Source organism: Micromonospora sp. NPDC005324 (genome assembly GCF_040607155.1).
Classification (GTDB): Bacteria; Actinomycetota; Actinomycetes; order Mycobacteriales; family Micromonosporaceae; genus Micromonospora; species Micromonospora trifolii.
The window spans coordinates 140,588-160,269 of record NZ_JBEXGE010000013.1; the positions used below are offsets into that span (position 1 = coordinate 140,588).

The 19,682-nt window shown below is 67.3% G+C and carries 17 protein-coding genes; 9 read left to right on the forward strand and 8 right to left on the reverse strand.

The features are described 5' to 3' along the window. The 3 genes from ABZS40_RS16405 to ABZS40_RS16415 all read right to left on the reverse strand — a co-directional run bounded on the left by ABZS40_RS16405 (position 1) and on the right by ABZS40_RS16415 (position 5,005). Positions 1–2,205 carry a HAMP domain-containing protein gene (locus ABZS40_RS16405; protein WP_354944072.1) on the reverse strand — a complete coding sequence of 735 codons (2,205 nt, stop codon included), beginning with the start codon at positions 2,203–2,205 and terminating at the stop codon, positions 1–3. 152 nt (positions 2,206–2,357) lie between these two features. Continuing rightward, the gene (locus tag ABZS40_RS16410) at positions 2,358–3,569 is read right to left on the reverse strand and encodes a CapA family protein (protein ID WP_354944073.1); all 1,212 of its coding nucleotides are present in this window, start codon (positions 3,567–3,569) and stop codon (positions 2,358–2,360) included. A 218-nt stretch (positions 3,570–3,787) separates the two neighbouring features. Further along, the gene (locus tag ABZS40_RS16415) at positions 3,788–5,005 is read right to left on the reverse strand and encodes a CapA family protein (RefSeq protein ID WP_354944074.1); all 1,218 of its coding nucleotides are present in this window, start codon (positions 5,003–5,005) and stop codon (positions 3,788–3,790) included. 172 nt (positions 5,006–5,177) lie between these two features. On the opposite strand from ABZS40_RS16415, the gene ABZS40_RS16420 reads away from it, so the two are divergent. Beyond that, a complete protein-coding gene (locus ABZS40_RS16420) occupies positions 5,178–6,542 on the forward strand; it encodes a glycoside hydrolase family 6 protein (RefSeq protein ID WP_354944075.1) in 1,365 nt (454 codons plus the stop codon). Between the two features lie 89 nt (positions 6,543–6,631). On the opposite strand, the gene ABZS40_RS16425 is transcribed toward ABZS40_RS16420, so the two are convergent. After that, a complete protein-coding gene (locus ABZS40_RS16425; RefSeq protein ID WP_354944076.1) occupies positions 6,632–7,876 on the reverse strand; it encodes an MFS transporter in 1,245 nt (414 codons plus the stop codon). Between the two features lie 209 nt (positions 7,877–8,085). Between ABZS40_RS16425 and ABZS40_RS16430 the strand changes: the two genes are divergently transcribed. After that, positions 8,086–8,736 (forward strand): CGNR zinc finger domain-containing protein, encoded by a 651-nt coding sequence (locus tag ABZS40_RS16430; RefSeq protein WP_354944077.1) that lies wholly within the window; start codon positions 8,086–8,088, stop codon positions 8,734–8,736. A gap of 492 nt (positions 8,737–9,228) precedes the next feature. Here ABZS40_RS16430 and ABZS40_RS16435 read toward each other — a convergent pair whose 3' ends face one another. After that, positions 9,229–10,008 carry a transposase family protein gene (locus ABZS40_RS16435; RefSeq protein WP_354944078.1) on the reverse strand — a complete coding sequence of 260 codons (780 nt, stop codon included), beginning with the start codon at positions 10,006–10,008 and terminating at the stop codon, positions 9,229–9,231. Positions 10,009–10,157: 149 nt separating this feature from the next. Then, the gene (locus tag ABZS40_RS16440; protein ID WP_354944079.1) at positions 10,158–11,420 is read right to left on the reverse strand and encodes a hypothetical protein; all 1,263 of its coding nucleotides are present in this window, start codon (positions 11,418–11,420) and stop codon (positions 10,158–10,160) included. A 1,157-nt stretch (positions 11,421–12,577) separates the two neighbouring features. Between ABZS40_RS16440 and ABZS40_RS16445 the strand changes: the two genes are divergently transcribed. The 4 genes from ABZS40_RS16445 to ABZS40_RS16460 all read left to right on the forward strand — a co-directional run bounded on the left by ABZS40_RS16445 (position 12,578) and on the right by ABZS40_RS16460 (position 16,332). After that, a complete protein-coding gene (locus ABZS40_RS16445) occupies positions 12,578–14,083 on the forward strand; it encodes a reverse transcriptase domain-containing protein (protein ID WP_354944080.1) in 1,506 nt (501 codons plus the stop codon). After that, positions 14,080–14,712 carry a hypothetical protein gene (locus tag ABZS40_RS16450; RefSeq protein ID WP_354944081.1) on the forward strand — a complete coding sequence of 211 codons (633 nt, stop codon included), beginning with the start codon at positions 14,080–14,082 and terminating at the stop codon, positions 14,710–14,712. The genes ABZS40_RS16445 and ABZS40_RS16450 overlap by 4 nt, the downstream gene beginning before the upstream one ends. Positions 14,713–14,869: 157 nt before the next feature. Continuing rightward, positions 14,870–16,051 (forward strand): hypothetical protein, encoded by a 1,182-nt coding sequence (locus ABZS40_RS16455; protein ID WP_354944082.1) that lies wholly within the window; start codon positions 14,870–14,872, stop codon positions 16,049–16,051. A gap of 80 nt (positions 16,052–16,131) precedes the next feature. Continuing rightward, the gene (locus tag ABZS40_RS16460) at positions 16,132–16,332 is read left to right on the forward strand and encodes a hypothetical protein (RefSeq protein WP_354944083.1); all 201 of its coding nucleotides are present in this window, start codon (positions 16,132–16,134) and stop codon (positions 16,330–16,332) included. 265 nt (positions 16,333–16,597) lie between these two features. Here ABZS40_RS16460 and ABZS40_RS16465 read toward each other — a convergent pair whose 3' ends face one another. Further along, a complete protein-coding gene (locus ABZS40_RS16465) occupies positions 16,598–17,596 on the reverse strand; it encodes a hypothetical protein (RefSeq protein ID WP_354944084.1) in 999 nt (332 codons plus the stop codon). A 178-nt stretch (positions 17,597–17,774) separates the two neighbouring features. On the opposite strand from ABZS40_RS16465, the gene ABZS40_RS16470 reads away from it, so the two are divergent. The 3 genes from ABZS40_RS16470 to ABZS40_RS16480 are packed head-to-tail and all read left to right on the forward strand — an operon-like array spanning position 17,775 to position 19,012. Further along, positions 17,775–18,317, forward strand: a complete 543-nt coding sequence (locus ABZS40_RS16470; protein ID WP_354944085.1) for a Panacea domain-containing protein — start codon at positions 17,775–17,777, stop codon at positions 18,315–18,317. Continuing rightward, a complete protein-coding gene (locus ABZS40_RS16475; protein WP_354944086.1) occupies positions 18,310–18,603 on the forward strand; it encodes a hypothetical protein in 294 nt (97 codons plus the stop codon). The genes ABZS40_RS16470 and ABZS40_RS16475 overlap by 8 nt, the downstream gene beginning before the upstream one ends. 13 nt (positions 18,604–18,616) lie before the next feature. Then, entirely contained in the window at positions 18,617–19,012 is a 396-nt protein-coding gene (locus tag ABZS40_RS16480; RefSeq protein ID WP_354944087.1) for a hypothetical protein, read from the forward strand. A 69-nt stretch (positions 19,013–19,081) separates the two neighbouring features. Here ABZS40_RS16480 and ABZS40_RS16485 read toward each other — a convergent pair whose 3' ends face one another. Then, positions 19,082–19,639 (reverse strand): excalibur calcium-binding domain-containing protein, encoded by a 558-nt coding sequence (locus tag ABZS40_RS16485; RefSeq protein ID WP_354944088.1) that lies wholly within the window; start codon positions 19,637–19,639, stop codon positions 19,082–19,084. Positions 19,640–19,682 lie beyond the last annotated feature (43 nt).

The following is a 19,682-nucleotide window of genomic DNA, read 5'->3' on the forward strand; positions in this document are numbered from 1 at the left end:
TCAGCCTTTCGTCGCCCGGTTGCGAGTCCCGGCCGCGTGCCGGACGCGGGCGAGGACGCTGGTCCGGTCGGCTCCCGCGCCACGCAGCCGCAGCGCACCACCGAACCGGGCGGACCCGGTGTGCCGGACCTGGCGACAGATCTCCAGGCACATCGCGATCGCGCCGATGTCGTCGTGGCGCTGCGGCGGAACGGGCAGTTCCACGGTCCCGTCGCTCATCCGCTCGGCGAAGGAACTCAACCTTCGCAACGGCCGGACGAAGATGTAGAGCTGCCACACGTGGGTGAGCAGGGTGACGCCCACCACGGCACCGGCCACCAGCAAGGTCCAGCGCCGCTCCACCATCGCCGGCAGGCGCAGCCCGGCGACGTCCTGCTCCAGCACGACCGCCCACTCGAGGTGGGCGACAGTCGTCGGTAGGGTCAAACCGGAGGCGGCGACCATCGCGGGGGCACCGTCCTCGGTGGTCGACCGGCCAACCGTGCTGCCTGGCAGCACCTCGACGGCTACGCTCCGAGCCAACTCGCCCTGCAGCGGCTGGAAGGCCTGAAAGCCCTCCGAATCCAGAATCGTCCGCAGCTCGGCGTCGACGACCCGGACCCGGCCATCGACCCGACGGACCAGCCCGAGCAGACGGTCCGGGTCGAACTCACCGACCACCGCATAGCCGTCGGCACGCTGGTTGAAGGCGTAGACCAGCGGCAATCGTCCGGCCGTGTCGTCGAGGTGGATGCCGACCTCTCCGGGCAGTGGCGCGACGGCCCGCAGCGGCTCCCGACCCGCGCCGGCAACCATCTTCCCGTCGCGGTCAACCAGGTACAACGCTCGGAGCCGCTGCTCGGCGGCGAGTTCCCGGTCGAGTGTCCGGTCCGTCTCCGCGAGGTCCGTCGAGGTCACCCCCTGCGAGACCCGGGAGACGGTGGCAAGGCCATCGTCGAGCAGGTGTCCCAGGGCGTTGCTGGCCTCCTCGGCCCGGCTCTCCTCATCCCGCACCAACTGCGCGGGAATCGTCGGATCGGAAGCCTGCAACGCGAGCACCGTGGCCGCCACCGGCCAGAGCATCGCGACCACCACGGCGACGGTCAGGCCCTGGAGGACGGTCGGCCGCCAACGCCGATCCGGCGGGTACTGGTCGCCGGAGGTCAGGGCCAGTGCCCGGGCGATCCGGTGTGCCTCGCGGATGCGCATCGGCGCGCGGCGCCGCGTCATCGCGCCGCAGGCGTCCGCCTTGGCCTGATCCAGCAGCGTCCGGACTGGTCGGACCAGGGACATGCGCATGAGTACGAAGCTGAGCAGTGCCACGACCAGAAGACTGAGGCCGAGCAACGCCCCCTTGGTGCCCGAAGTCCCCGTACTCACCGCTGAGGCGAGCAGGGAGACGACCACGAGTCCGGTTTCACCCACCGGCGCGGACGACACCACCAGCCTGCGGTCCGCCCACTCCTTGACCACCACCTCACGGCTCTGCGGCGACTCGGACCCGGCCAGTCCGGCGAAGACCGTCGGCAGGTGCACGGCGTCGACCGCACTGGCTCCCTGCATCAGGCTGCTCTTGCCGTCGGGCGCGATCATGTGGATGCCGTGCCCCGCGTCGGGGTTGAGTCGTAGGTTCCGCATGGTGACCGGCTGGATCGCGAGCACCGCCCGGGTGTCGTCCAGCGCGACGGAGTAGACAAGCATCGGGCCATCCGGCGTGGTGACGGCGATCGTCCTGTCGACTACCAGCACCGGCGGCAGCAGGTCGATCGGCAGCGCCGCGCCCTTGGCGGCGAGAGGTCGCCGGGAGGCGGTCTCAACGATCACCGCGCCGGTGAAGCCGTTGCCCTCTCCGACCAGCCGGGTCAGCAGGTCGGCGTCGCTCGCGGTGCCGCGGTCCTGCACCGTCCGGCTGAGGTCGGTCGCCCGGCCGCGGGCTTCGACCTGCATGCCCGACGCCAGCTTGGACACGACGTCACGCTGAGAGTCGACGACAGCCGGGAGTACCCCGCGCTGGGCGTTGACCGCGAACCCGAGGATCGCCATGGCAACCACGAACATCGTGGTCCAGAGGTAGACCAGTGAGGGCGCGCTCGCTCCGGCCGGGAAGGCCGCCGCCGGCAACTGCTGGTCGAGCGCCCGTCGCCGCCACGCCAGCAGCTGTTCCTGATCGTCTGCCGGGCCAGCCGTCGACTGCCATGGCGCATACTGCGCCGACCTGCCTGACACGAAACGACAACCTTCCCCGTGGAGCTGCTCCCTGGACCGCTACCCATCCAGCTCGTCAGCCAGTACAGCCGCCGGCCGCCGCGAATGCTAGCAAGGTGCACCATCGCGAGATCCGTGACGACTTCGCCCTGCCGTCGGCCGAACCATGGCCGTCACCGGCGCGGCACCCCACGTACCACCAGTCCCGCCGTGTCAGCCGCCCTGGTCAAGAGGTTGCCCTCGATCCGCTCGACCGCGGCCTCGTAGATCCGGCGTCGCCCGGGGGACAGGGCGGGATCCGCAAGGGCCCGCTCAAGATCGACCAGGCGGATGTCCGGGTTCAGATCAACGAAGGTGGGGATCGCCTCGATGGCCACCACCTTCCACCTCTTCGTCTTGCCGGCCGGACCGAACGTCACCCGGGTCATCGCGCCGTCACGGTTGGCGTTGACCGGCTCGGCGTGCCGGGCGATCTGGTTGCCCATCCCGTAGACGATCCAGGTGTCGCCGATTCGCTCCACCGGCTGGACGACGTGCGCGTGATGCCCGAAGACGACGTTCACGTCGTCGATTGAGGCGATCTGACGGGCCCAGGTCTGCTGGTCGACGTCCGGCTCGTGCTCATACTCGGTGCCCCAGTGCAGGCTGACCACCACGATCTCTGCGCCCGCCGCCCGAGCTGCCGCCGCGTCCCGCCGTATCGCCTTCACGTCGATCAGGTTCGCCACCCATTCCTTGCCGGACGGCGGGCGCAGGCCGTTGAAGCTCTTGGTGAAGCTGATGTGCCCGATCTTCACGCCCTTGGCCTGATAGATCTTGACAATGCGGGAGTCACGCTCGGTGCGGTAGCTGCCGGTGTGCCCCAGATTCGACTTGTCCAGCGCGTCGAGGGTCCGCTTGACGCCGTCGTACCCCTGGTCGATGGTGTGGTTGGAGGCGGTGGAGCAACCGTCGTACCCGATGCCCTTGAGGCTTTTGACCACCTCCTGCGGCACATTGAACTTCGGGAAGCCGATGTACGGGCCTCCCGGCGGTGCCAGCGCCGTCTCCAGGTGGCAGAGGGCCAGATCCGCGCTGGAAACGGTCTCGCGCACCGGTGCCAGCATCGGGCCGAAGTCCAACTCGCCGCCGCCATCGCGCCGGGCCTGGTCCCACAGCTCGGGGTGCAGCAGGATGTCCCCCGCACCGAGCACGGACACCGTACGTCCGGCGACCTTCGCCGGGGCGCCCAACGGGCGGGGCGGGTCGGCCGGCGCGGGGGATTCAACCGACCAGGGTCCGAGGACATAGATCGCGCCCACCCCGACCGTTAGTGCGATCACGCAACTGAGGATCGTCCGTAGCGTGCCGGAGAACCCGCCGCTCGGCTGAGAATTGCTCGCCACCGCGACAGGCTAGTACGCCCCGGACCGCGCCCGCCCAGGGGCCAGTACACCGTCCTCCGGCCGAACAGCGACGTCAACAGCCCAAAGGAGCCGTCGACGTCGTTGTGGCCCCGCGCGACCTGCCGACCCTGCATGCCGCCGAAGGGGCTGGCCCGGTCTGACCGGGCCACCCGGCGTGCTCGACCGTCCTTGGTGAGGACCCCGACCTTTCGGGGCCGTTACCGGCCGGGCGCCCCACGCACCACCAGTCCCGCCGTGTCAGCCGCCCTGGTCAACAGGTTGCCCTCGATCCGCTTGACAGCGGCCTGGTAGATCCCACGTCGCCCGGGGGACAGGGTCGGATCCGCCAACGCCCGCTCCAGATCAACCAGACGGATGGTCGGGTTCAGATCGACGAAGGTGGGGATCGCTTCGATGGCCACCACCTTCCAGCTCTTCGGCTCGCTCGCCGGACCGAACGTCACCCGGGTCATCGCGCCGTCACGGTTGGCGTTGATGGGCTTCTCGTGCCGGGCGATCTGGTTGCCCATCCCGTAGACGATCCAGGTGTCGCCGATCCGCTCCACCGGCTGGACGACGTGGGCGTGATGCCCGAAGACGACGTCCACGTCGTCGATCGCGGCGATCTGACGCGCCCAGGTCTGCTGGTCGGCGTCCGGCTCGTGCTCGTACTCGGTGCCCCAGTGCAGGCTGACAACCACGATCTCTGCGCCCGCCGCCCGAGCTGCCGCCGCGTCCCGCCGGATGGTCTTCACGTCGATCAGGCTCGCCACCCACTTCTTGCCGGCCGGCGGGCGCAGGCCGTTGAAGCTTCTGGTGAGGCTGATGTGCCCGATCTTCACGCCCCTGGCCTGATAGATCTTGACGATGCCGGAGTCACGCTCGGTCCGGTAGCTGCCGGCGTGCCCCAGACCCGCCTTGTCCATCGCGTCGAGGGTCCGCTTGACGCCGTCGTACCCATGGTCGAGGGTGTGGTTCGAGGCGGTGGAGCACCCGTCGTACCCGATGCTCTTGAGGCCCTTGAGCACCTCCTGCGGCACACTGAAATTCGGATAGCCGATGTACGGGCCTCCGGGCGGTGCCAAGGGAGTCTCCAGGTGGCACAGGGCCAGATCAGCGTTGGAAACGGTCTCGCTCACCGGTGCCAGCATCGGGCCGAAGTCCAACGTGCCGCCACCGTCGGTCCGGGCCTGCTCCCACAGCTTGGGGTGCAGCAGGATGTCCCCCGCACCGAGCACGGAGACCGTACGGTCGGCGACCGCCACCGGCTGGGGCGGGTCAGCCCACGCAGGCGATTCAGCCGGCGCGGGCGAGTCCGCCGACCAAGGGCCGAGGACGTAGATCGCACCCACCCCGACCGCTAGTGCGACCGCGCAACCGAGGATCGCCAGTAGCGTGCCGGAGCGCTCGCCGCTTAGCTGAAAATTACTCGCCACCGCGACAGGCTAGCCCGCCCTGCTCAGCCGCCCTCATGGTCGACGCCGAAACACGGGCATTTGTCTCATCGATGAGTGTCCACACCTTGGCAGCGCTGCGCGCCTCCGCTAACGTCCATGGGAACGCTCCCACGAACTTGGATACATCTATGTGATCTGGAGGCAACACGTCGTGGCTATCCTCCCCTCGCTCCGCCGCAGATCGGCGGCCATCAGCGTGGCGGCCGTCGCGGGCGCCACCGCCGTCGGCGTCTGCCTCGCCGTCAGCAGCGCCTCCGCCGGCACGCTGTCCGGGTCGCTCTACCGCGACCCGAGTTCGGCCGTCGTCCGCTGGGTCGCCGCCAACCCCGGCGACTCGCGTACGGCCGTCATCCGCGACAAGATCGCGAGTCAGCCGCAGGCGCGCTGGTTCGCCAACTTCAATCCCTCGACCGTGCAGTCCGAGGTCTCCGGGTTCATCGGCGCCGCCAACGCGGCGCAGCAGATCCCGGTGCTGGCCGTCTACGAGATCACCAACCGGGACTGTGGCGGAGCCAGCGCCGGTGGCGCGCCGGACCTCAACCAGTACCAGACGTGGGTGTCCAACTTCGCCAGGGGACTGGGAAACCAGACCGTCATCATCATCCTGGAAACCGACTCGCTCGCCCTGCTGACGTGCCTGAGCGGCGCCGAGATCAACGCGCGCAACGAGGCGATCTCGACGGCCACCCGGACCATCAAGTCGGGCAACCCCAACGCCAAGGTGTACCTCGACGGCGGCCACTCCACCTGGAACAGCGCGGGTGAGACGGCCAACCGGCTCCGGGCAGCCGGCGTGCAGTACGCCGACGGCTTCTTCACCAACGTGTCGAACTACAACTCCACCTCCAGCGAGGCGAACTTCGGTCGGGCGGTCATCTCCTCCCTCAACGGCATGGGAATCTCGGGCAAGCGCCAGGTCATCGACACCAGCCGTAACGGGGGTGCCAGCGGGGACTGGTGCGGCGACGACAACACCGACCGGCGCATCGGGCAGTACCCGACGACCAACACCGGTGACGGCAACATCGACGCGTACCTGTGGGTGAAGCCGCCGGGGGAGGCCGACGGCTGCCGGTTCACGGCGGGTTCGTTCCAGCCCGACCTGGCCTTCAGCCTGGCCAACGGCGCGCCCAACCCGCCCACGACCACCCCGCCGCCGACGACCACTCCGCCGCCCACGACCCCGCCGACGACCACCCCTCCGCCGAACACCACGCCGCCGGCCGGTGACGGCTGCTACGCGTCGATCGCGGTCAACCAGTGGGCTGGCGGCTTCACCGCCAGCGTGACGGTCACCGCCGGCAAGTCGGACATCAACGGCTGGACCGTGACGGTCGCGCTGCCCGGCGGCGCGGTCACCAGCACCTGGAACGCGCAGGTCAGCGGCACCAGCGGAACCGTCGGGTTCACCAACGTGAGCTACAACGGGCGGGTCCTGGGCCGGCAGTCGACCAACTTCGGCTTCCAGGGCACCGGCACCGGCCCTGGCGTGTCGGCCAACTGCGTGACCAGCTGACCCCACCCGATGCGACGGGCCCGGCGCGGAGGACCACTCTCCGCGCCGGGCCCGCCCCCGTGGCACCGGAACGAGCCGAGCTGCCCCATCTACGTCTGCACGCTGGTGGCCTGCGGCTTCTCGGCATCGCGGCTGTGGGTCTGCCGCACCGACCAACTGCTGTGGTCGGGCTTGTGGTCTCTCCGTCTCCTGCGGGACATCTCGTGGCCGGCGAGCAACGCGATCGCCACGGCCGTCAGCAGGCCACCGAACAACGGGATGACGCGCACCCCGGCCGTCGCCAGCAGGCCCGCGCCGATGAACGAACCGGCCGCCAGGCCGAAGTTGAACGCGACGCTGAGGCTGGCCGACGCCATGTCGGTGGTCGACGGGGCCACCTGCATGACGCGGTGCTGGATTCCCGCGATCAGCGAGCTGAACGACATCCCCGCCACGGCGAGCAACGGGATCGTCAACACCTTGCTTGCGCCAACTCCATAGAGGCCGAGCATCGCGGCGGTAAGAAGCCCGAGCAGGACCAGCACGACACCGAGTGGAAACCGGTCCAGGAACCGGCCGACCGCCCAGGTGCCGGCCACGCCGAACGAGCCTTGCACGAAGAGCAACAGGCCGAGAGATGCTGCGGCGAACCCGCTGACGTCGAGGAGGAAGACGGTCATGTAGGTGAACGCGCCCATGGCGCCGGTGACAGCGAGGATGGTGGCGATCAGGAGCACGACGAAGCGGTGCCGGTCCGGCATCGGCCCGACGTCGCCCGCACTCTGTTGCGGTGTGACGCTCGGCAGGAGCAGGGCGACCGCGACGCAGGTGACGAGGCCGAAGACGGCCATCGCGACGAAGGCGGCCCGCCACCCGGCCTGCGCGCCCAACCAGGTGCCCAGCGGCACGCCGAGGACGGGGCCGAGAGCGTTGCCGATCGACAGTCGAGCCACGATGCGGCCCCGGATGTTCGGGGGGAACATCGAGATCGCTACCGGGAACACCACCGCCCAGAAGACACCGTTGGTGGTGGCGGACACCAGCCGCGCGGCGAGCAACACCTCGTACGAGGTGGCGAAGGCCGACACCGCCGTCGCCGCGGCGAACACACCGAGGGCACCGGCGAGCAGTGGGCGCCGGGGCACACGCCGAGTGACCCGGGTCAGTGGGAGCGCCACAATCATGACCACCACGGCGTACCCGGTCACCAGCAGACCGGCCTCGGACCTGGAGCGTCCCAGGTCGGGCGCGATCAGCGTGAGCAACCCGATCGGAAGCACCTCGGTGGTGACGTAACAGAACGTGGCGGCGGACAACGCGGCGAGGGCATAGACCGCGCGTCGATCATGCGCCATTGGCTACCTCCCAGTTTCAGGACGAGGTGTAGCGGGCAGCCGTCACGCCTGCGGTACCGTGATTCCGGCTAACGATGTTTAGACGGTAGCATAGGCAGGCGTGCATCCCTCGCCTTCTCCTTGCCACGAAGCCGCATCGGCGCGCTAGTCGCAGGACGCGGGCGTGGGGGCATAACCTCCTACGATGGATTGGGTAGTAGCATCTCCGTATGCCTCTCGACGTGTGCCAGCTACCGTTGGTCGGCGGCCACCCGGCACTCGAACTGGCCAACACCCTCGAACGAGGGGGCGAGTCGCCGCACGACTTCCTGACCGACAGCTCCGCTCTGCTGCGCTGGTCGGTCCGGGTGGGCGTGGTCAGCGACGCGGAGGCCGACCAGGTGGGTCGGGCGTGGCGCGACGAGCCGGCGGCGGCGCACGCAGGGCTGGCCGCCGTGCGGGACATCCGTGAAAGCCTCTATCTCGTGCTGCTCGCGGCGATCACCGACGCGGACGGCGGCACGGCGGGTGACCCCATCGCCGCCGGTGCCGCGCTGGTCGCACTGCAGCAGCGCTGGTCCGGCGCGGCCGCCCGAGCAAGATTCGAGCTCGACTCGTCTCAGGTACGGCTGGTCTACGGCACGGTGCCGGCCATGCTGGTGCCCGACCGGATCGCCGAGGCCGCCCTCGATGTCATGCTGACGGCCGACCTCACCCGGGTGCGCCGCTGCCCGGTGCTCGAAGGGGGCTGTGGCTGGCTGTTCCTCGATCAGAGCCGCAACGGTTCCCGCCGCTGGTGTCGCATGGCCGACTGCGGCAACGCGGTGAAGGCGCGACGGCTCACCGAGCGTCGCCGCGCCGCACGTTCCTCCAGTTCGTAGCCGGTGGACGGTGTCGTCGTCGCCGTTTGGTCGTCGGTCGGGGGCGATTCGCGGGATCAACGCAGGTCAACGAGGGCCACTCCCTGCCAGCGCGGGTCAACCCGCAGGTCGTTACACTGACCACTCGCGCCCCCGTAGCTCAGGGGATAGAGCATCGGTTTCCTAAACCGTGTTCTTATCGAAGCCGCAGGCTGATGACCTGCGGCTTCTCTCTTTTAGGGCTTGAGAATGGGTCGCACGGGCGCCTTGCTGTGATCGCCTGCTGAACATTTGCGGGACGGGCGTTTCCCCTGGTCATGAGCCGCCCACGGTGTGTCCCCTCGCCCGCGGCGCGGGCAGATACCCGCGGCGATCTACCGCGATCCGACCATGAGGGCCATGCCACTGTCGCTGCGCGCCTGATCTGAGGGCGCTTGGAGGGAAACGATGTGGTGGTGACCTAAGGGACGTCTCGTAACTGGGTGAAGGCGTTGCCCGGCACCGGACCGGTGGTCAGCCGACGAGGATGATGTTGTGGAGGTTGGCGATGCCGGAAGCGGCGTCGGCCAATGTGTGCGCGGCGCGGCGGTAGTCGCGCAGGATCTTGAAGTTCTTCATCCTGGCCAGGGCGTGTTCGACCCCTGCTCGGACGGTGCGGTGCTCGACGTTGAGGGCTTGCTTCCAAGCCGGCAGGTCGCTGCCGTCAGACGGCTTGCGGTACGGCATGATCACCTCCGGGTTGCCCCGGTAGCCGCCGTCGGCCATCACCGGCCGCCCGTCCAGCTTCTCGGCGATGCCGGAGCTGCGGTAGACGATCGTGTCGTTGCGGTTGCCCGGCTGCGGGTCGCCGACGGCGATGACCAGGCGGGTGGAGGCATCGATGGCGACCTGCAGGTTCGTGGAGTACCGGTAGTTCTTACTCCGGGCGGCCAGGCGGTGATCGCGGGTCGGGATCAGCGTCCCGTCGACGATCGCGATCTGCTCTACCGGCCGTTTGCGCACCGGTGCCAGGGCCAACAGCGGCGCGAGGGTGTCGATGACCCGATGCGCCGCGGAGTGCGACACCCCGAACAGCGGACCGATCTGGCGCATCGTCAGGTTCGTACGCCAGTACGCGGCCACCAGCAGCACCCGGTCGGCGAGATCGAGGGCCCATTGCCGGCCTGGCCGACCGTCGGCGATGCCCTCACCGCCACGCTCGGCGACCAGCCGGACCAGCGTGCGGAACTGGTCGGGCTGCAGCCCGGTGAAGGGAAAGATCCACTCCGAGCGAGCTGCCGTGATCACCTGCACCCAGGCATCCTCCCCGACCGTCCTGAACAGACAGACACCAGGGTTGCGAGACATCCCTTAGGGGCGCGTTTCAGATGTCAGCAGCGACGGAGTGGGCGCCAGCAGGCGAGAGTAGATCGCCTGTCTGTGAGTCGTCGCCTCGTAGCGACCTATAAGGGAGCGTTCTTAAAATCGGGCGACGAAACGACTCGGACGGCGCGAAGCACTTGGAGAGAGGTGCAGAGCGCGTCGAATACTCCGAAGACGTCGGCAACTAGATCAAGATATTGAACTCCGGCGGGCTCCTTGTCGCTGAATACTCGTCCAGTTCGAAGGTCGTGTCGAGCGGTAGCGTGGCCGATCGCGTTCCGAGTCCGGTTGTTAAGGAGAGCTGCATAATCCTGCCACCCTGGTACCTGCCGAACGAAGGCGAGGCGCGCAGCGTTGCTCAGTTTGTCGTCGAACGCCTTGAGTGAAGTTGGGTTCGCCTTCAGGTCTACCCCGTTCGGCAAATCTGTCCCAAAGTCACCTGGGCTTTGGCGCTTCACGGTGTTCTGTGCTGCCACGGCGAACCTCAGGGTCTTGCAGACCGTCTCGAATCCCTGCTGATAGAGGTCTCGGAGGATATCAAACTCATCGCGGAACAGAGTTAGTTCCCTAAGTAGCGGCAGACGATCAGGGGGCATTACCCGCCGCAAAACGCCCATCTGCCATGCCTCGAAGTGACCAATGAACCGGTCGATCACGTCGAAGACGCTGCGCTGCAGACCCGGCACCAGCCCGGACGCAACGTCGGCGCGAGCGGAATGGATGTATGCCGATGACCTGAGGGCGCTGGTGTGCTTGACGTGAAACCTGTAAAGGTACCGTCGAGCAGAATCGTCGATGCCATCCGTCATTGAAATGGTCGCGATGGCAACGGCTTGGTGTGCCATAGTGGCTCGCTCATGAGTCGTCGATTTCGCCTGCCAGTCATCGAATGCAGCTCTGCCGGCCTTGTCGAAGTTTCTCCAATCTTCTACGAGGTAGTACTCGTAAATTCGTCGCACTTTCGGCCAGAGTTTCTCGGCCGCAGTTCTACTCCTCGAAAACGTCTCGAAAAGGGCCCCTGCTCGCTCGTCGCCGACCAGGTGCACCAGGGTCATGGTGGGGAACGTGCCGAGCTCACCTCGCTGCGCAGCGTTGTACTTGGACGGAACGTTTGGATCCACGGTAACGAAATCGGCATCCAGCGAGGCTTCGCTCGGCAGCGCCTCAGCTTCGAACTCGACCCGATGCGACTCTAGATCTTGCCCGTGAGACCGTCCCCGAATGGGCAAGCTGCAGTGCGGACACGGTGCATAGAAACGAGCCATCTTTGCTGGCCCAATCCCCAGCCGGAGATTGAATGGCTCCTCGCAGCCGGGGCATCGCAGTGTGTACATGGTCATCACCCGGCTGAACCTAGACGATGCCGCTGCCGCACACGATCCCCATAACGTCTGCGGTCGTCCTGGCTTTCAACCGCAATGGTCCGCGCGGACGGGCACACCACACCACGGCGGCAGCTCCACGGCCGACAGCCGCCATCCACCCTCGTCCTTACGCAGCTCCGACCGCCATGGATGCGCTGTCCCCGACAGTGAGGTTGCCCCTTCCCACCAGACGCCCCGCACCGGCCCGACCACCGCCGCCCGGTCATCGCCCTGGTGCTCAACGAACGCCGACCCGGCGGGCTCAATTTTCGACGGCTCGACCTGACCGGCTCATCTCGTCGCGGTAGCTGCGCCACTGGAGTGGGTCGACGAGTACATCCGCGAGCAGGTCGAGCGGCAGGAGGCCGGCTGATGCCTGGACTCACCCGCGCCATCGGCGAAGGAACGATCTTCCGTACCGCAACGGCTACGCCGCGTACGTCTGGGTCGACAGGCCGGACGGCAAGCGTTTACCAAGAGACAGACTGCAGTGATGTGAGCCCTTCGGTTTCGTGGCCCGAGAGGTGGGGTCAGGGGCGGGAATCCCTGCTCATGCAGGAGACCGCGATGGCCCACGTCGGCCACTGGAACTTCACCCCAGCGCATCTCGACGGGTGTCGTCCGAAACTTGTTGGAACGGATCGACCGATGAGCGTCGTGAGGTAGATCGTGGATAACAGCATCGACATCGTGGTGGAGGACATGACCATGACCGGCGAGTCCGACCAGATGCGCGACGAGGACTTCGGGCCGCTCATCGAGCCGGGGTGTGAGAGCGCGGCACCGGAGGTCTTTCCCCGGCTGTGGAACATGTCTGCGGGGCACATGGTCAGGGGCGTGATCCGGGCTGAAGCTCCGGTCCGGCCGGAGTACGTCGCCGTGCCCATGCGGTCAGGTCAGATTCACCCGCCGACCCGGGGTCCAATTTCACGCGTCGCCGACACGGATCCTGTGCATCGAGCGAAGCCCCAGGCCTGGGGTGGGGCAGGCCGCCTGCGTCCACAGTCGCGGGGTGGAGCCCGATGCAAGCCCCGCCGTCGTCGTGCTGAGCGCTGAGAGACCTGCCGGAAGGAGGGCCATCCAGCCGCCGGGTTTGCGGCCTTCACGCCGGGTCGCCGTGTGCTTTCATACGACGCATGCGCCCGATGCCCTCTGAGGTCCTCTTCCGGCTTAAGCTTGAGCAGGCCACGCGCCTGGAGGCCGGCGCCGAAGAATATCTAATGCCGTCGTCGCCGGGCGCCGCCGAACTGGCGGATAGCGCCCCGAAGTTCGCCGCCTGGCTATCGGGCCAGCTCCAAGCCGGATTGGTGGCTTGCCGCGGTCTTGTCGTCGCTGTGGCCAAGCCCGCGACCGGTAGCAGACCAGTTGCGGTCTGGGGATTCGCTGAGCGTGTCACCTACCGTGCGTTGACCGATCTCCTCATGACCGAGGCTAAACATGAGATGGATCGCTCGTCCGAGGGATATCAGGCATTCGCGTATGCACCGTTGACGTACGGCCGAACGCGGGGCACCCGTGCGGGAGCCACCGGTAGCAGCGACCTACGCTGGCCGGAAAACGCGGTCGTCCAGTATGTCGTCAAGGCCGACATTGCGTCGTTCTATGACTACATCGATCATGACATCCTTGGCCGTGAACTGCTCCTCCGTGCCCAGGAACACGCAGCCATCGAGTGTCTGCTTGAGCTTCTCCTTGAGGTGCAGGGTCGGCGTTACGGACTTCCCCAGTTGCTCGAGCCCTCGGACCGGCTCTCTGACTTGTATGCGGGCCGGGTGCTGCGCGCCTTGCATCGGAGGCAATGGGCGGCGTGGCGGTACAACGACGACTTCCGGATCGCTGCTGAGACCTTCGAAGACGCCAAGCGAGCACTCGACGATCTGGCGGCGGCTGCCCGCGATAACGGGTTGGTGCTTAACGAGTCCAAGACCCGCACACCGTCGTTCGCCACCTACTGGGAGGAGAACGAGGTACCCGATTATGTCGATGATGCCGAGAACACTGACCCGCAGTGGGCTCTCGACACCCTCAGCTCGACCGTGACACCCCGTGATCTGGCTGCCGGGAAAGCAAGCGCCGCAGTGATCAATCTGCACGAAGCCGACCGCGCTGCTATCCGCACGATCCGGCGAGCGCTGATCAGACTGTCGGATTCAGAAGAACCACGGGGCATCGCGGTGATGCCAAAGATGGAGCACATCGTCGCATTCGTTCCGTCCGCAACGCCGTACGTGCTGCGCTATCTGCGAGCCATGGTTGAACTCGACCGCACGGCAGTGACTCGTACTGTTGCCGCGATAGCTACGGACATCAGCCTCAGTGACTGGCAGCGGTTTTGCCTGATCCGAGCTATTCGTGAGCTTCGCCTGGTGGACGCGGACCCCTTCCTTGCCTGGGTGATGACTCACCGTGCACAGCGATTCGAGCCGGCCGTCCGTGCCGAGGCTGCCCTGGCTCTGGCGGAGGCTAACGAGATTGAGGCGCAGGGGGTCATCCGTTCCCTGGATGAGGAGCCGTCGGCTTTGGCGACCTGGTATCTGATGGCCCTCCGACGCTTGTTTCAACATGGAGCTGTACCCCGAGAGACCCACGACGCGGTCCGTGACGAGAACGGCCTGCACGCGGCGATGCTGATTCAAGCATGAAGCTGGATCCTCTGAATTTCGAGATTACTGAAGACGCCCTCGAGGAGTTGGGCTCGGCGTACGCACGCTATGTCGCTACAGCCAGCCGCGTACAGGACCGGTTCCGGTGCCGCCACCGCATCGGCGTGATGGGCGAAGATGGGTCAGCCGACCGAGCCGCTTGCTGGCTTCGAATGGTCAGCATTGTGGAGATATACGTCGAGGCCCTTCTGAAGCAGCTTGCCGGTGAGTTGCCGGGACGGGCCCCCGGCGGCTGGAGTGAGGTCATTGGGTTGCTGAAGCGGCACCACCACGTGGATGTGCGTGACGTTGCGGCTTGGGAGACGCTCGAGGCGTGCATTCTCGTGCGCAACGCGGTCGCCCACGGTCTCGGGCGCTTCACCGCGAAGCAGTTTGAAAAAGCAGCTCCGCGCAAGGTGCGTGCCATCGGCGTGCCAGTGCGGGACGGTGCGGTCGTGATAACTGCTGCTTCCTTGCTCGACTGCGCCGACATCTGCCGTGCCTTTATTGCGGGGCTAGACGTGCACCCACGGGTCATTGCGCAAGCTCAAGAGAGACTAAGTCAGGTCAGCGAGGGCTCAGAGTCGTGGCCGACTGGGGGTAGAGGCGGCAGTACGCGAGCAATGTGATCTCTCCGGTGCTGGCCGATGTGTGTCAGTGTGCCAACGAGATCCATCGACACGGCTGCGCTCTGCGGCTGGTGGATCCTGTCGGCGCCGCCCTTCATCATGGTGGTAGGGCGAGTGCGAGTGCGAGGGGGACGGCGTGGCGGGAGCTGTACGGCACGTGAAGCTCGGCATCGACCTGAACTTGAGTCGAGCGGATCTGGGACACCCGGACAGGCCAGGGTTGTGGCAGGAGCTGCGGTCGCGGACGGTCCACGCGAGTGAGCTGCGGTGCATGGGTGCCTGCTACAGGAACGATCCGGACTGCCCCGAGTGGATGTATCTGAAGGGAAATCCGGACGGAACCGGACTCCGCCAGGCCGTACACCTCAATCCCTCCGCCGCGAGGAACCACCCGGACGCCGTCGAGTCGGACAAGCACAAGGCCCTCAAGGAACGGGTTGCCACGGTCTCCCAGCGGGCGGGCTTCTCGGTGGAGGTGGAGGCTCGCTCTTCTACCGGCAAGCGGGTAACCGACGTGCTGGTGCGCGGCGAGGGCGGTCTTCTGCTCGGACACGAGCTGCAGGTGTCGAAGCTGTCCGTCCCAACGATCAAGAGACGCATCGCGATTGCCCGCAAGGACGGGCTGTTACCGATGTGGACCACCGACAACCCCGCCGTGCAGGTCGAACACCGCGCCCCCTGGGCGACGATCCCGTCGACGAACGCCGGCTGGGTCCGCACCGGCCATGAGCTGCTGGTTTCCGGTGGCGCTCGATCAGCCGAGGTCGAGCGGTGCGGCCGGCGCGGGCCGTACTGCCCCGTCACCCGGGGGCACCCGTGCGGGCAGTTGCACGTCTACCTGGAGGCCGCCCTCGGCCTCAACCTCGACGCCTTGGTCGTCGGCGCGGCGACAGGGGCCTGGCGGGCTTTAGAACGGACCGACTCGCGCGGGCGGCCCATGTACTACTGGGTGACGGCCGACGACATGGAGCGATACCTGAACGACCGGGCTGGGCGGAGGCCGGTCCCGAACGTTGACTTGGACCCCAACGCGGGCGACGGGTCGACGATGGTGCCGCGAGACCTGGATCTCAACTGCGACTACGGCGTCGACAGCGGGCACCGGCGGCTGGCCGCCCCGCCCCGCGATCCGCGCGGCCCGGTGGTGGTCGACCTCGGCAGCGCTTCAGCCCCGCGGAGGGCGAAGGTCGGCCTGGTCTGGACGCATCACGCCACCGGCGATCGTCTCCCGTGTCGGATCTGCCACAACGGTGCATTCACCCGGGACGAGCACGGGCGGCCATGCCACAAGGCTTGCGCGGAGGATGAAGAGGCGGATCGGCAGGCCGGGCAGAGCTGAGCAGCGAGGCCCCGATGCTTGCCAGAAGACGGGGTGGACCGCAAGAGCTGCCGGTCATCGCGGTGCCCTACGGTCGGGTGATGACATCGGACCCGCTGACCTTCGAGAACTCCTGGCCGGGGTCGACCATCGACGGCATCCCCTCGATCATTCACGGCATTCTTGACCTAACCTGCGATCCGGACGGCAGCGTGTTCATGAGCCTCAGCGTCGGCCCCCTGGGCGCGGGCCCCCGAGGACTGCGAGTACACCGAGTTCGTCTTCTCACCCAAGCAGGCTGAGACCCTGGCCGCCGTTCTCGCGAGCCTGCCTGGAGCATGAGGTAGGGGCACCAGCCGGAATCCGCGAACTCACAAGTGGCGCGAACCCACAAGACCTGCGAACCACGCGAGATGGGCCGGAGTCGCCTGATTTGCAACTCGCCGACGATGCGTTCGCGATGCTCGGCGTACTAGCGGTCGCTGACCTGCCGGTTCCGGCGCCGCCAGCGGCGGCCCCGGCAAGGCTTCCGTCCTGAGGGCGGCGAAGCTGGCCCGGCTGTGGCGGCTACTGCTTGAGCAGTGCGATGAGCGTGTTGTCGGCCTGAGCCAGGATCGACGGGCCGTGCATCGGTGCGGTCAGGACCCGCCGGCAGTGGTCGAGTTCGATGTAAATCTCGTCGCCCGTGATGGCGGGGTTTTGCAGCACGGCGAACCGATCCGCCGCGTCTGAGCACGTCTTGGCCGGGGGGAGCACCGCCAACGTGCGTTCGATGGCCGCGCGCCGCTGCTGGGGCAGGAGTAACCCGCGTTCGAAGGTCCCGGCGGGTTGGGGTGTCCCCTGCTGCTCCGCCGGCACCCGGTATACGCACAGACGCAGCTGTGCAGCCGACGGGATCGGCACCTTGCCCGGCCTCGGCAGAGACGACGGATTCCTGCTTTCAGCGGCCACCACGTCCGACCATTCCTGCCCGCACCCGGAGGCAGCCGCCCCGGCTGACAGGATTTCGCGTACGACCGTCTCCGACACGGTGGTCAGCCGCAGACCTCGGACCGCCACCGGGATCTCGGGAAGCGGCTTGCCGCAGGTGTCCATCGGCAGCCCTGGCCGGATCCATCGGCCCTGCGCGTCGAAGAGCAACAGGTTCGGTTCCCACGGCATCTCTAGGGTGCAGGCCTCGATGGTGGTCCTGTCATCGGGCAGGCGTAGCGCGGCAAGAAGCGCTGTCACATCGGTGGCTCGGCCCTCCGTGAGGACCAGGTCCTCACCACCGTCCGCGCGTCGCTTCGGCTCGAGTTGGCAGTGGACCGCGGACGCGACCGCGAAGTCGGTGCCCAGGCGCGGCAGGGTGCGGATATGGGGCGGACGCCCGTCGTCCCCGAGTGGGGCGTCGACCGCGCAGGAGGTCCACCCGGATCGGACAACCGGTGTGCCGGTCACGGCAACGGATGGCTGCACCTCCCGCCCGTCGTTCGGTGCCTCGGCCATCGTGGGCGCGACCTCACCACACGCGGCCAGTCCGACCAAGGCCACTATCACGACAAAGGCTTTGACGATTACTCGCATATCGCTCCTTGGTGCTTGATCCACGCAATTCGTGCACCTCTGAGACGATGTCAGCCGCAGCGCGGTTCCCGGCCATCCTCCCCGGGCTCTCGGTTCAACCTGATCGTCGAACTCGGCAGGCCCAACCGCGACCGTTTCGCCCTGCCATGAATGTCCGCCCTGCTCGTAGACTGGGGCCATGGCCGCCACAGCCCACACCATCGCCGCGGAACTCCGCCGACGCCTCCCCGGCCTGGGCGCGAAGAAGCTGCACAAGCTGCTCTACTACTGCCAAGGGCACCACCTGGCGACCTTCAACCGCCCCCTGTTTGACGAGACGATCTCCGCGTGGGACATGGGCCCGGTCGTGGGCACTCTGTGGCGGCAGGAGAAGGACGGCGACATTCCCGCCTTCGACTCGGAGTTGGGCGAGGCCGAACTGAACACCATCGGGTATGTGATCTCCCGGTACGGCAACCTCACGGGCAACGACCTGGAACACCTGACGCACAGCGAGACGCCGTGGCAGCTCGCGAACACCAGCCGGTCCCCGGGGGGCAGCGTTGCTATCCGCCACGAGTGGATCAAGGGCTACTTCCAGACGGCGGGGGCAGCCACCGATGGTCCTGCCTTCGACACGGCGCAGGTCCGCGACTGGCTGTACGAAACCTCTGCCGCCCACCAGCCTGGAGACGTCGACAGCATCGACGCCCTGCGGGCGAGGATGACGGCGGGTGTCTGACGCGTCTCTGTGGGTGCTGCGCGGGTTCGATCGGCACCTCGATCTGTGGATCGCTCAGTTCCAGCCCGACCAGGACTTGATCAATCAGGTGACAGCGTGGGTGCTGTCCCGCTTCGAAGACCCCTTTCAAGGGGTGCGTCGTGAACAGGGCTTCGACAACCTGTGGTGGGGGCATGTGCCGCTGTCGTTGCGGGATGAGACCGTTGTGGTGTGTTCCTATTTCGTTCGCGAACGTGAGCGGACGGTGACGTGCAACAGCATCGCCCCGCTGTCGCTGCCAACCTGAACGGACCGAGACGATGATTGTGCGCGATTTTGAGGGTTGGCTTGCCAACATGCTGGCAGCGCAGCCGTGGGCGGGGCAGGTTGACCGCTGGTCGACGGGCTCCGGGCCGAAACCAGTCGGCCTGACGTTGGCCGGTCGGCTGCATCTGCAACTGGTGGGCGGCGATCAAAAGGCGGCGCCGCTCGACCCGGACAACGCTGGTGTCGTCCCCGCCGTTCAGGCGTCGCCATCCGATCCGGGTGGCTGGGCGGAGGCGATCACCCGCACGGTTGCGGAGGCTGGTCTGCCGCGTCTGAAGTCGGCGGAGACATACGCTGCGTGGGGTGGCAGCACGAAGCCGGGCGGCATGCGGGTCGTGTTCGTCGACGGATCCGAGCTGTTCGCGTCGATCCTCCCCGACATCAGGTAGCGCCGACCGGGTGCCGGATAGTAGGAAGCCCCGACATCCTGTTTGGTCGGGCTTCGTAGCGCCATGGCGCTACTCGCAGCCAATGCCGTCGCCGTCCCGGTCCAGCTTCCGCGAGTAGCCTGGGTCGCCCTTATGGATCGGTTCGGCGCCTGCCTCCCGAACCTCGGTGCAGTTGGCGTAGTACACGTCGCCGTCTGGGGCAGGACCGGTGTCGCCGTTGCCGCCGTCGGGTTCGCACGCCTCCCCGTCGCCGTCGCGGTCCAGCTCGGGTCGGAAGCCGGGCTCACCCGGGTAGAGAGGGTCGGCTCCGGCATCTCGGACTGCGTCGCAGTTTTTGTAGTACGGCATTGTGGGTGGACTGCTGGTGCGCGACGGCTTGGGTGCCCGTTCTCGGGCCGGCGCTGCACTAGTAGGCGAGACGGCGACGGCGGTGGGCTGCGGCATCGGCACAGGGCTGTTGGTGCTGGCGTTCGTGGCGGTGATGCGCTGCACCTGAGCCGACGCGGACAGTTGAGGCTGACTCTGGGCGGCCGGTTTGTCGTCGCCGATGTTTGCCCCGCAGATGATCATGCCGACGACCGCGGCGGCGGTGAGTGCGAGCGTCTGCGCGGGCTTCAAGGGCTTCACCTACGCGAGTGTGCCGGGGCTGATCGGCGGCGGTGATCGGCCG